The 13,392-nt window shown below is 39.0% G+C and carries 11 protein-coding genes and 1 pseudogene; 2 read left to right on the top strand and 10 right to left on the bottom strand.

The features are described from left to right. Positions 1–160: 160 nt before the first annotated feature. Positions 161–1,699 (top strand): IS21 family transposase, encoded by a 1,539-nt coding sequence (istA, locus tag BLP57_RS14330; protein ID WP_092068772.1) that lies wholly within the window; start codon positions 161–163, stop codon positions 1,697–1,699. Between the two features lie 6 nt (positions 1,700–1,705). Continuing rightward, the gene (locus BLP57_RS14325) at positions 1,706–2,482 is read left to right on the top strand and encodes an ATP-binding protein (RefSeq protein WP_092068769.1); all 777 of its coding nucleotides are present in this window, start codon (positions 1,706–1,708) and stop codon (positions 2,480–2,482) included. On the opposite strand, the gene BLP57_RS14320 is transcribed toward BLP57_RS14325, so the two are convergent. From BLP57_RS14320 to BLP57_RS14270, 10 genes and pseudogenes are all read right to left on the bottom strand, one after another. Beyond that, positions 2,471–2,848 (bottom strand): helix-turn-helix transcriptional regulator, encoded by a 378-nt coding sequence (locus tag BLP57_RS14320; RefSeq protein WP_092072688.1) that lies wholly within the window; start codon positions 2,846–2,848, stop codon positions 2,471–2,473. The two genes, BLP57_RS14325 and BLP57_RS14320, sit on opposite strands and share 12 nt — an antisense overlap. 240 nt (positions 2,849–3,088) lie before the next feature. After that, on the bottom strand, positions 3,089–4,069 hold the full coding sequence (locus BLP57_RS14315; RefSeq protein ID WP_092072685.1) for a helix-turn-helix domain-containing protein: 981 nt from the start codon (positions 4,067–4,069) through the stop codon (positions 3,089–3,091). A 151-nt stretch (positions 4,070–4,220) separates the two neighbouring features. Then, complete coding sequence (locus BLP57_RS14310) at positions 4,221–4,376, bottom strand: FeoB-associated Cys-rich membrane protein (protein WP_092072682.1); 156 nt, start codon at positions 4,374–4,376, stop codon at positions 4,221–4,223. A gap of 1 nt (position 4,377) precedes the next feature. Next, positions 4,378–6,417: a ferrous iron transport protein B gene (gene feoB, locus BLP57_RS14305; protein WP_015528486.1), complete on the bottom strand. Its 2,040-nt coding sequence runs from the start codon at positions 6,415–6,417 to the stop codon at positions 4,378–4,380. A 6-nt stretch (positions 6,418–6,423) separates the two neighbouring features. Beyond that, positions 6,424–6,639, bottom strand: coding sequence for a FeoA family protein (locus BLP57_RS14300; protein ID WP_015528485.1), 216 nt, complete (start codon positions 6,637–6,639; stop codon positions 6,424–6,426). Positions 6,640–6,650: 11 nt separating this feature from the next. After that, positions 6,651–8,024, bottom strand: coding sequence for an MATE family efflux transporter (locus BLP57_RS14295; RefSeq protein WP_015528484.1), 1,374 nt, complete (start codon positions 8,022–8,024; stop codon positions 6,651–6,653). 182 nt (positions 8,025–8,206) lie between these two features. Then, positions 8,207–9,127, bottom strand: a complete 921-nt coding sequence (locus BLP57_RS14290) for a SufB/SufD family protein (RefSeq protein ID WP_173016073.1) — start codon at positions 9,125–9,127, stop codon at positions 8,207–8,209. Further along, the gene (locus tag BLP57_RS14285; protein WP_092072676.1) at positions 9,124–9,867 is read right to left on the bottom strand and encodes an ABC transporter ATP-binding protein; all 744 of its coding nucleotides are present in this window, start codon (positions 9,865–9,867) and stop codon (positions 9,124–9,126) included. Before BLP57_RS14285 ends, BLP57_RS14290 begins: the two co-directional genes overlap by 4 nt. A 276-nt stretch (positions 9,868–10,143) precedes the next feature. Beyond that, positions 10,144–10,407, bottom strand: a complete 264-nt coding sequence (locus tag BLP57_RS14280) for a metal-sensing transcriptional repressor (protein ID WP_055039891.1) — start codon at positions 10,405–10,407, stop codon at positions 10,144–10,146. Between the two features lie 78 nt (positions 10,408–10,485). Further along, positions 10,486–13,010: pseudogene (locus BLP57_RS14270) on the bottom strand (heavy metal translocating P-type ATPase). Positions 13,011–13,392: the final 382 nt, after the last annotated feature.

Genomic DNA, 13,392 nt, shown 5'->3' with positions numbered 1-13,392 from the left:
ATGAATAATCCGGGCTCCGTGTCCCTGCTGTCCGGACTCAGGAAACCGTAAATCCGTTTTTGAGGAAACCACCATTCCGGTAGTGGAAACCTTTATTCTATATCCTTAGAATGTAATCATGCACCAAATGGTGTAAATACATTTTAAGGAGGTCACAGTCATGACCAAATATCGAGAGATTCTCAGACTTAAAAGCCTGAATCTCAGTCAGCAAAACATTGCTAACAGCTGCAATGTATCAAAAAAGACAGTAAACCGTGTCTTAAAGCGTGCAGAAGAACTGGGTATTTCCTGGCCGCTTGCAGAAAATGACACGGATGCTGCCCTTGCAGAAAAGTTTTTCCCTTCTGCAAAGCAAACCACATCCACTAAGCGGATGCCGGACTATGATTACATCCGTAAGGAGCTACTCCGTAATGGAGTCACTAAAAAGCTCCTGTGGACAGAATACATGGAAGACTGCCGTGCCAATGGCGATGAACCGCTCATGTATTCACAATTCTGCTATCACATCCAACAGGATGAGCAAAAGCGACGTGCTACCATGCATATCAACCGCAAACCCGGTGAACAGGTGGAAGTTGACTGGGCGGGTGATCCTGCAACAATCATTGATCCTGATACCAGAGAGATTATCAAAACCTATCTATTTGTTGGTGTGATGACATACAGTCAGTATGCGTATATAGAAGCATTTCTGGATATGAAACAAAAATCATGGATCACTGCTCATGTCCATATGTACGAGTTCTTTGGCGGTGTTGCCAGAATTCTCGTGCCGGATAACTGCAAGACAGCAGTTGTTCACAATGGCGGCTGGAAAGACCAGCAGATCAATGAAACTTATCAGGAACTGGCTGAGCACTACGGTACAGCAATCATTCCGGCGCGTGTCAGAACTCCCAAGGATAAGCCGAATGCAGAAGGAACAGTAGGGAATATCTCTACCTGGATAACAGCAGCCCTTCGAAATGAACAGTTCTTTTCCCTTGCCGAATTGAATCGTGCAATCAGAGAAAAGCTTGAGCAGTTCAACCAAAGGCTCTTTCAAAAGAAAGAGGGAAGCCGGCTCAGTTTATTCCTTGAAGATGAAAAGCCATTACTGGCACCGTTACCCGCTTCCCGTTTTGAACTGAGCGACTGGAAAACAGCCACCGTTCAGTTTAATTATCACATATCTGTGGACGGAATGCTATACTCAGTTCCTTATGAATACATCAAAAAGAAAGTTGATGTAAAAGTAACAGATACCACCATTGAAATTTTTTACAACCATAACCGAATTGCCTCCCACCGCCGTCTGAAAGGACGACCTGGAAAGTACAGCACTGTCACGGAACATATGCCGGAAGACCATCAGAAATATCTGGAATGGAACGGCGACCGATTCCGCAAATGGGCTGAGCGAATTGGGATAAACACGTACACTGTGGTCAATGCGATACTAACCTCCAAACGTGTGGAACAACAAACTTACCGAAGTTGTATGGGACTTCTGAAGCTTACGGATAAATATTCAGAAGCTATGTTGGAAGCAGCCTGCAAAAAGGCGTTATCCTATACAGCATCGCCAAGTTACAAGAGTATCAAAAACATCCTTGTAACAGGTTCTGTAAAACAGGAATCAGAAGCATCGGATTCCAAGACCACACACAAAGCACGCGGCATCACAAGAGGTGCTGACTACTATCGGAGGTAATCACATATGACAAATCAGAGTACAATAGATAAATTAATTGAGATGCGTCTTACATCAATGGCAGATGCATTTCGCAACCAACTCAATGATCCTGAATTTAAGGAAGTTGCATTTGAAGATCGTTTTGGGATGCTGGTAGATATTGAATACAGCAACCGTAAGAACAACCGCCTGAAACGACTGATTCATAATGCCGGATTCGACCAACCGGAAGCAAATATCATGGATATCAATTATACTTCCGGACGTAAACTTAATAAAAACCTCATTAGCAGGCTTGCTACCTGCGAGTATATATCGGAACACCGGAATCTCTTTATTACCGGTGCAACAGGCTGTGGAAAAACCTATATGGCTTGTGCTTTTGGCATGGAAGCATGTAAACGGTATTTCACTACTAAATATATCCGCCTTCCAGATCTGCTTATTGATCTTGAGATTGCACGGTCAGAAGGGAATTACCGAAAAGTTCTTGCCAAATATGCCAATCCACTGGTGCTTATTCTTGATGAGTGGCTTCTTTTGAAACCTACTGAAATCGAGCAAAAGGACATTTTTGAACTTTTGCATCGGAGACGCAAGAAATCATCTACGATTTTCTGCTCTCAGTATGGATTCGAAGAATGGTATGATCAGCTTGGTGGTGACGACAGTCCATTGGCCGATGCGATTATTGATCGAATCGCACATGACAGCTACAGGATCAATATCACAAGCATTGATGCTGAGCATGATATCTCTATGAGAGAGGTGTATGGCTTGGATAAAATGTTACGCGAGTAAACTCGCATAAGCGGTTCCCGCATTACCGGATAGACGGTTTCCCGTCTGCCGGATTTGCGGTGTTACCGCACAGGAATATTCATCAGAATTTAAATCCTGATAGTCCACAAAAAAATCATAAAACTCCTCAATAGTCTTATCTATTTTAATTTGATGTTCCAATTTATGCTTTTTATCCGACAAGCAAAACAAATACTCTAATGTAACGTTGAAAAAATCTGCCATTATAAGCGCTAAATCCAGTTTTGGAACTCCAATTTCTCTTTCAATCTTACTAATAGTTTGTTGCGTAGAACCAACTTTCAGCGCTAAGCCAGTTTGCGTTAAATGTTTTGCTTCTCTTAGTTCTTTAACTCTATTTTTCATCGCATTCTCCTCGCTCTTTACATTTATTTTATCTAAAAAGGCTCCGAGCAATACCAATAATAGAGTTTATGGATACTTTATTTGTAGTATTATGTATTTCTATTTTTGTCGATAATGATAAATTTTTTTAAAATCAAAATAAAAAACGCAGAAAAATTTCATTTTCTTGAAATTTTCTGCGTTTTTTACACCAAATATTTCTTAATTTAGGTATTCAATAATTCCATTTATCCCAAATAATCAATCGTCCAATATAGTTTTGGGATTCGCTTCATATTGACTACGATATTCTGTCGGAGAAATCTTCATAATTTCTCGAAAAGCGGTAGCAAATTTACTTTGATTTATGTATCCCACTTGTTGTGCTATATCTGCTACCGTATCCTGTGTCTGTCTTAACAGAACTGCTGCCTGCTTTATTCTATACGTTTTCATGTAGCTAGCAATAGGCATACCATAAATTCCCTTAAAAGTTTCTTTAAGCGTGGATGTATTAATTAAATATTCTTTCGATAATTCTTCAATTGTTGGTCTCTCTTTAAGATTAGCAATCAGTTTCTTATGTATTTTCTTTACCACTTCCACTTGTGGTGGCATATATTGAGCACGCTGATTTTCGGATCTAACATCAACCATACACAAAAATAATAATAATTCCTGTATTTTCAACTTGAAATATGCCATTTGAATTCCTTCCGGAACTCTATATAATTCTGAAAAAATATGTTCAATCTCATCCTTGGCCGGCATAATAAAACTTGTGTCTTTTCCACAAAACTTCTCTTTAAAGCCAATAAAATCGATCTCTGTGTCTTTTAACGAATCTGGTGGATTTTCAGAAATTATATCAAGATCTATAACTACAGAAATGCCCCTATAGTGTTTTAAAGGAAAACTCATTACCGGTGCACAATTTTCCATCATATGTATAGATAGATCACCCTCACCTAAATACAAATAAGCTCCATTTTTAAGTTGAGATCCTTCCCTACCCTCACGGCAATGATTTATCTCCATAACATTCCCTGATGTATTATTCTTCCAGCTAAACTCTGTGGTTTCAAACTCATTATAAATCAACTCTATTCCCGGAAATACATTATATACTGTCATCAATCCCAAGCCATCGGAACAGTCAAATTTTAGTAAGCGTCCGAATCCATTTTCCTTTTGAATTACGGATGCATTTTTCATCACTTTCATTTTTATATTAGAATCCATACATCCTCCCACAGATTTGAAATTATTAACTCTTAAATACATTTTACTCTTTAAAGATTCATTTGTACATAAAGATTTAACATGGAATCATGCTACTCAAAATCATACATGACTCCATGTTATTTCTTGTACAACTAACACCAATCAAATATTACAAACATTTGTTTTTGCTCACACAACTGCCACAACTGCCATTACAGCATCCGCCATTTTTCTTTTTCATCCTGATTTTATAAATCGCCCATCCAGCATATGCCAAAATTGCAACTGCTAAAATAATAGTGACCATTTTCTTCCCACCTTTCATACTATACAATCCTCCCAATATGATAAATAATAAAAGTCATTCCCCATGCAACAGCAAGCTGAAATACTGCTGAAAAACACATCCACTTCCAACTTCTTGCTTCTCTCTTGATTGTTGCCATTGCCGCTGCACATGGTATATAGAGCAGGCAAAAAATCATCAAGCAGAATGCATTTAACTGCCCGAAGCCTGCGGTACCGAGAATCCCTACCAAAGTGTTCATACCAGCTTCTGAAGTAATATTGGGAATACCAAATAAAACTGCACAACTGGATACCACAACTTCTTTTGCAGAAATGCCTGCGATTAAAGCCACTGCAATCTGCCAGTAACCAAGCCCAATCGGTTCAAAGAAAGGCACTAGCCAATGTCCAAGAACAGCTCCAAAACTGTCAACCATTTCCGTTGTGTAACCATGTGGTCCAAAGTTCAAGAGTATCCACATAGCAATAGACGCAACAAAAATCGTAGTACCCGCTTTTGTAAGATAATCTTTTACTTTTTCCCATACGTATATTGCCACGGTTCGGGAACTAGGGATTTTATATTCCGGTAATTCAATCAACAGGTAATTTTCCGATTTTCTCTTATCAATCAGATGAATGACTGCCGCTACCAGAATAGCAACCACCAGGCCAATCAGATACATGGAGTATGCAACTATCATTGCACGTTCTTTAAAGAACATTTCCGCAAACAATATATAAATTGGCAAACGTGCGCTACAGCTCATAAACGGAGTAATCAGCATTACTTTAAAGCGATCATGCTTATTCTCTAAAGTTCTGGAAGCCATAATTGCGGGAACCGTACACCCAAATCCTAAAATCATAGGTATGAAAGCTCTACCAGATAGTCCAAGTTTGCTCATGATTCCTTCCATGACATAAGCAACACGAGCCATATACCCGCTATCCTCCAGAAAAGCTAGAGCTAAAAAAAGAATGAAGATATTCGGCAGGAAAGTCAGAATACCTCCCACACCAGCAATGATTCCGTCCACAATCAGAGAACATAGCACTTCATTCACTCCTGTAGCGACCAGCATATCACTAACCAAGGCAGAAAAACTTTCAATTCCTACCTCTAAATATCCCTTAATCCAGTCCCCAATAGTAAAAGTCAAGAAGAATACTACTGCCATAATGCCAAGGAAAATCGGAATGCCCCAAACTCGGTGCGTCAGTGCCCTGTCTGCTTTCTCCGTCAGAGCGTCCTGCCGATCTTTATTAACCAGCACTTCTTTTATAATCTCCTGAATGAAATCATACTTCTCGTTAATGATATCCGATTCATAATTACGATCAATCACTGTTGGAAGATTGACGGAATAGCGTTTCGTAATCTCCTGATCCTGCTCCAACAGCTTGATTGCGTGCCAACGATAATTGGTTAAATCTGGATATTTCCGTTTCAGTTCCTCAATGATAAGGTCAATCTTATCTTCAATGTTATCACTGTATACCATTGCATATTCCGCATGATGGTTATGTCTGTGTTTTGATATATATTTATGATGATGAATCAAGCATTCAGGATCTTTACAGTCTTTATGATGTGCCGCAGCATGAAGTAACACATCCAACCCTGTCCGCTTTCTGGCAGAAACCGGAATCACAGGGATACCTAACAATTCCGGCAGCCTGTGCGTATCAATCTCCATACCACGTTTTTCGACAATATCCATCATGTTCAGTGCCAACACAACTGGCTTCCCCAACTCCAAAAGTTGTAAAGTTAAGTATAGATTCCGTTCCAATGCTGAAGCATCCGCAACGTCAATAATCACATCGACTTCATCACTTAGTATGAACTGTCGAGACACCTGTTCCTCCATAGTGTAAGAAGTCAGGCTGTATGTACCGGGGAGATCAACCAAGCGGATATTTAAGTCATGATCCTTGATTGCTCCCTCCACCTTTTCAACGGTAACACCTGGCCAATTTGCTACTTTTAGATTTGCACCGGTATATGCATTGAAAAGTGTAGTTTTCCCACAGTTTGGATTTCCGATGAAGCCTATTGTCAAATTCTCACTCATCGAAATTTACCCCACTAATACTTTTTTTGTGATATTGCGCCCAAGGGCGAAACGCGTTCCTCGAACTTTTACAATCAGGACACCATGGTTTTTGCTATTTAAGACAGTGACAGGAGTACCACAGGTCATTCCTAATGCTTCAAGGCGCTTTCCTATATTGGTAGGCAATTCAATATCAGTAACTTTATAATTGTTATCTATCTTCCCATCACAAAGATACATATACTTCCCTCCTATCGTTTTGCCATTACAGTTGACGGCATTTTACGAAACTCAGAGATCATCATGGAAATAGTAATCACTACAAGGATTGCATCCGTCAAGGCAATTGCCAACCAGACACCACGAATTCCCATACCACCAATCATCGGCAGAAGCACACAAAGCGGAATAAACAGAATAATCTGACGGAACAGAACCAGCCATGTCGCCTTATTCGCCTTACCCAGAGACTGGAACAGTGTCACAGCGATCATGAAACTTCCCTGCAAAACATATGTACTGAACATAATACGGAAATTTGTAGCACCCGAAGCTGCCACGCCCGGTGTTGTAATAAACATGGACAATACTTTGGCCGGGAACAGTTCCGCCGGAATGTAGAATATCAAAGATAATACTGTCGCAGCAATTACAAAAACCTTTGTCAGTGTCTTTACCCTGTCATAATCCTTTGCACCGTAATTTGTGCCTGCCGCCGGCTGAAAACCTTGGCTAATTCCCCAAAGTGGAACAAAGGAGAAATTCCAGAACCGGAGGGCTGCACCCAAAAGAATTTGTGAAGTTTCTCCACCATAATTAGCTGCAACTCGATAAATAACCGTCTGCTGTACCAAAGTCAAAATCTGCATCAGCAGCGCCGATACACCTACTGAAAGAACCTGCGGAAGCAGCTCTCCATCAATACGGATACGTCCAATCTTTACATTTGGACTTTTTTTCCTGAAATACCAAAGCGTAATAACTGCCTGAACAAATTGAGAAAGAATTGTTGCAAAAGCTGCCGCTTCAATTCCCATACCATAAGGTTTCAAAATAGTAATAAATATTGGATCAAGGATAATATTTAAAATGGCACCGCTGGCAATAATACTCATTGCCTTTTTAAGCTGCCCTTCTCCACGAATGACCATGTTAGCACTCTGAAAGAAGTTTACAAATAAGGAACCTGCAAAGACAATACGCAAGTATTTTTCCGCATAATTTAAAATGTTATCACTAGCTCCAGCCAAAGAAAGAAGTTGTCTGGTAAATACCATACCTATTATTGTATAAATAACAGACAGCAAAATAACCATTGCTACCAGATTTCCCATAATCTTTTTGATTGTCCCTTCATCTTTCTTTCCAATCGCCCTGGATAACACAGAAGCAGATCCAACTCCTAACATTGCCGCAGAACCCGCATTGATGAGTGTAAAAGGATAAGACACCGATACGGCGCCCATCTGAGCCGCCCCTACCATCTGTCCTATAAAAATTGAATCCATCATATTATAAAGCCCGACAACAACCATACCTAAGATTGCTGGTATGCTTAATTCTAACATGAGAGAAAATGGATTTTTGGTCAATAACTTTGTTCTTGTATCAATTGCTTTTTCCATTGTTGATTCCTCCAAAAAATAAATTAGCTTAGTCTAACCATTTTTTATTATAGCGAATCATATCGCATTTTGTCCGCTCTGTTTAGCAGGGTTTCAGCTCCATTTAGAAATCATTTGTTTGTTCTATATAAAACGCGCTGCCGTCCCTACTTCCCAAAACATTCATTTCCTGTCAATCGGATCTATTTCAAGAATCCGTTTACAATACATTCTTCCGCCTCTTTTTCCGTTAATCCCAAAGTCATGAGTTTTATTAACTGCTCACCGGCGATTTTGCCAATTGCTGCTTCATGAATAAGCATTGCATCCACATGCCTAGCATCCAATTTCGGGATAGAAAGTACCCTTGCTTGATCCATAATGATTGCATCACATTCTGCATGTCCGTTACATATATTCGCACCTATAATATTGGCCTCGAAGCTCTGATTAGAATAATCTTTAGCAACAGAACGGGAAATGACATCAGCATTGGAAAATTCCCCTTTTAATTCCACTTCATAAATACTGGTTGCTTTCTGTTTTCCATGTGTCATAAGCCGTTCCTTAATTACCAGCTTTGCACCTTTCGAAAGCACTGCTTTTGAAGTACGAATCGTAGAATCCACTCCTTTAATCTGTACCATTTCCATCTCCACATAGCTTCCTTCTTCCTGATATACCTCTGTAACAGGATTCAGAATACGCTTTCCATATCCCTCCCCAGTTCCATAATGTTTTTCTACGTATTTAACTTTAGCATTCCTTCCCACAAAAAAGCGATGAATTCCATCGTGTTGGGAATCTAACGCACCACTGTTATGAATGCCACATCCGGCAACAATTACCACATCACAATCGTTACCAATATAAAAGTCATTATAGACCACTTCCTTAAAGCCACTTTTGCTTAGTATTACGGGAATATGTACACTTTCCTTCTTGGTTCCCGGCTTAATTCTTATATCAATTCCACTCTTTCCTTCTTTGGAAACAATATTAATATTGGCTGTTGTATTTCTTGCTGTCATTTGACCATTGGCACGGATATTATAAGCTCCCGCAGGAATTTCATGAAGATCTGCAACCTCTTCTAATAATCTCTTCTGAATCTTATCCATTATCTCCTGCCTCCTTCATAAAACTTTTTACACATATCCACCGCAGAAACAGTCCCTAAAAGTTCTGGTAGAACCTCATCCCTGCTTCCTTTTCTGATAATTTTTCCTTCTGAAATGACTACGATATCATCAGCAATTTTTAAAATTCTCTCCTGATGGGAAATTATAATAATTATTCTTCCTTTATTCCTCTCACGCATTCGTTCAAATACCTGGATTAAGTTTTGAAAACTCCACAAATCAATTCCTGCCTCTGGTTCATCAAAAATAGAGAGCTTGGTTCCTCTGGCAAGTACCATGGCAATTTCAATCCGTTTTAATTCTCCTCCTGAAAGACTCGCATTTAACTCACGATTGATATAATCCTTTGCACATAACCCTACTTCAGATAAATATTCGCAGGCATCTCCAAATGACAAGTTTCTGCCAGAAGCCATTCGGAGCAAATCCAACACTCGAATCCCTTTGAACCTGACGGGTTGTTGAAATGCAAAACTAATTCCATTTTTAGCACGTTCCGAAATACTCATGTCGGTAATATCATGCCCTTCCATAAAAATAGAGCCGGATGCCGGACGCTCAATACCTGCAATCAGATTTGCCAATGTAGATTTACCTCCTCCATTTGGCCCTGTAACTACTACAAACTTTCCATCATCTACCGTAAGATTAATATTACTCAAAATTTTCTTTGTACCTTTTTCCTCCTTCACATCAAAGGATAATTGCTCTAACTTTAGCATATTTATATTCTCCTAACTTTTTAACCATTTCGTTTGGACATGGTTCTATTAACTTCTTTTTCTAGTTTCATACAATACTATCTATGTTCAAGCAAACAAGCCAATATCAAATCTTTTTCAATAATTCATAAACAGCTCGTTTTACAATCATATTCTGCTTCCATGATGACCGTTTCCCCAGGCACACTTTTCTCTCATAGGAAAAATATGCTCATCATAATGTAGACAAATTTTTCCTATGAGAACAAAAGCTTCCTGGAGTTATTCAGCCTTATGCTAATTAGACATTTTTTCCAATAAACTTAATGCTTCTTCCAATTTAGGATTTGGCTTGTCTGTCTGTAATGCTTCTGCAACACAACTCCGTATATGTGCCTGCATAATTTCTTGATTTGCGCTTTTTAATAGCGCTTGTGTAGCCAATAGCTGATTAGATATATCTACACAATATCTATTTTCATCAACCATTTTTAATATGCCGTCTAATTGTCCACGGGCAACCTTCAGTTTATGAGATACATCCGTTTTTTTAGCCTTCACTTATAATTCCTCCTTACGTACAGCAGGAAGTGTTTCATAGATACCTGAAATATACCTATTTTTATACTTAAGCAACTATCACTGTATTTTTTTTACTTCATATCCAGCTTCTTTAACTGCATCAGATAAAATTACATCAGATACTTTAACTCCCAACGTAACTTCTGCCGTCTTTTTTTCAAGGCTCACATCGACATTTGTTACGCCGCTCACATCCATAAGCGCATTTTTAACATGCATCACACAATTGCCACATACCATTCCTTCAATATTAATCGTTTTTTTCATTTTATTTTTTCTCCTTTTCTTTATAAATCAGTATCTGTCATATGTTTTGGTTTAAAAAATCTTAACCTTAATGCATTAGTCACAACAAAAACAGAACTAAAGCTCATTGCAAATGCTCCGATCATAGGGTTTAATTTCAAGCCAAAACCTGAATAAAACAATCCTGCTGCAATCGGAATTCCAATCGTGTTATAAAAGAACGCCCAAAATAAATTTTGTTTAATATTTCGGATTACCGATTTACTTAATTGAATGGCGGTTACAACATCCAAAAGGTCACTTTTCATCAACACGATATCAGCCGATTCAATCGCAACATCTGTACCTGCGCCAATTGCAATTCCAATGTCCGCTCTTGCCAATGCAGGTGCATCATTAATACCATCCCCTACCATTGCCACCTTTTTTCCGGAGCCTTGTAATTGACGCACTTCGCGTTCCTTATCTTGAGGCAATACTTCTGCAACTATTCGGTCTACTCCTACCTGCTTTTGAATTGCTGTTGCTGTTTTTGTATTATCACCGGTCAACATCACGGTCTCAATTCCCATATTTCTAAGTTCTTCAATCGCCTGTCGGCTTGTGGGCTTGACCACATCGGCTACACCGATAATGCCAATCAACTCTTGATCTTTCGCAAAAAATAACGGTGTCATTCCCTGCTCGGCCATTTCTCCGCCAATTTTTTGAAGCGCACCACCAGCAACATGACTAGAACCAAGTAACCGTGTATTGCCGGCAAGACAAATCGAGCCATTAATAATTCCGGTAATTCCCTGCCCTGGAATCTGTTTAAACTCACTTACACCCAGATAATTTAAATTTCTTTTGTCAGCTTCTGCAACAATCGCATCTGCCAACGGATGTTCTGACAGTTTTTCCAAAGATGCTGCTATTTGGATTAACTCTCTCTCTGTTACTCCATTTGAACAGATAATATTTGTTACGGTAGGCTTTCCCTGAGTAATTGTTCCTGTTTTATCAAGTACAACCGTATCCACACTATGTGCCGTTTCAAGTGCTTCTGCAGATTTCAGCAAAATTCCATTTGTCGCGCCTTTACCTGTTCCCACCATGATTGCAGTAGGAGTTGCAAGTCCTAATGCGCAAGGGCACGAAATAACTAAAACAGAAATTCCAATAGATAAAGCAAATTCAAAACTTTGTCCGGCTATCAGCCATACTACTACTGCCAATAACGCTATTGTGATCACAACCGGCACAAAAATTCCACTTACTTTGTCAGCCATTTTTGCAATTGGAGCTTTGGAACTTGTCGCTTCATCAACAAGCTTTACAATCTGTGCTAAAGTCGTATCATCCCCAACTTTAGTGGCTTTCATTTTGAAATAGCCCGCTTTGTTAATAGTAGCGCCAATTACTTTATCATCTACGTGTTTTTCTACTGGAATACTCTCTCCTGTCAATGCTGATTCGTCAATTGAAGCCGTTCCCTCGATTATTTCACCATCAACCGGAATCGCCTCTCCACTTTTAACAATTAATATATCGCCTTGATTTACTTCTTCTACTGGTATTTGCAATTCAATACCATTTCTAAGAATTGTAGCTGTCTTAGGCGCCAAATTCATTAGTTTTGTTATCGCATCCGAAGTCTTTCCTTTTGCACGTGCTTCAAAAAACTTCCCAAGAGTAATGAGTGCTAGAATCATTCCTGCAGACTCAAAGTACAAATCCATCATAAAGTTATGTACCATTTGCATATCACTATGCCCGAATCCATATCCGATCTTATATATGGCATATATTCCATATACAATTGCAGCACTGGACCCTATAGCAATAAGTGAATCCATATTAGGTGCTCCTTGGAATAACGTTTTAAAACCGACTTTATAATATCGGAAATTCACATATACAATTGGAAGCAGTAACAAAAACTGAGTAAAAGCAAAAATCATTGCATTTTTCATTCCTGTAAGGATTGGGGGCAAAGGCCACCCCATCATATGTCCCATTGAAATGTAGAAAAGTAAACCTCCAAACACCAATGAAATAACTAAACGTTTTTTCATTTTTTGATATTCAATTTTTGCTGTGTCATCTCCGACATTTTTTTCAGTCTTCTTAGATTTACCTAACGCCTGCGGAAAAGCCCCATATCCTGCCTTCTCCACAGCTTTTACGATTTCATCCGCACTTAAAACGGTTTCATCATAAGAGGCAACCATACTGTTTTTTAACAAGTTTACTGCAACCTCCTGTATACCCGGAAGTTTTGAAACACTCTTTTCAACACGGGCAGAGCAGGCCGAACAAGTCATGCCTGTTATATCGAACTGTTCCTTTTGCAACTTTATCCCTTCTTTCTCAATATATTGCACCCCTCCCCTGTAGGGTACTCATAATTTATAAATAATGAGGTCCAAAGCATTGGGGAAAATGCTAAAAACCTCTTGCGAAAAATAATAGTGTACACCCGACCATTCTCATGACCGATTCATATTATACCTGTATCTTTCTTATTTTGTCCGCTCCACAAAGTAGGTTTTTGACTCCAAAAGGAATTTCCCATTTTTTTCAATCCATTCCGTAGGTTTTTGACTCCAAAAGGATGTATCCGCTCCAAAACTATTGACTACTAAAAAAATCATTCATATACTAATCGCATGAACGATTAAACAATCGTTTAATCATTCATTAGTCTAACCAAAAAAATATATTTAGAAAGGGGAT

This window comes from Blautia sp. SF-50 (assembly GCF_900101315.1).
Taxonomy (GTDB): Bacteria; Bacillota; Clostridia; order Lachnospirales; family Lachnospiraceae; genus Blautia_A; species Blautia_A fusiformis.
The sequence above is the reverse complement of the archived record's forward strand: the minus strand, read 5'-3'. Positions and strand labels throughout refer to the sequence as shown.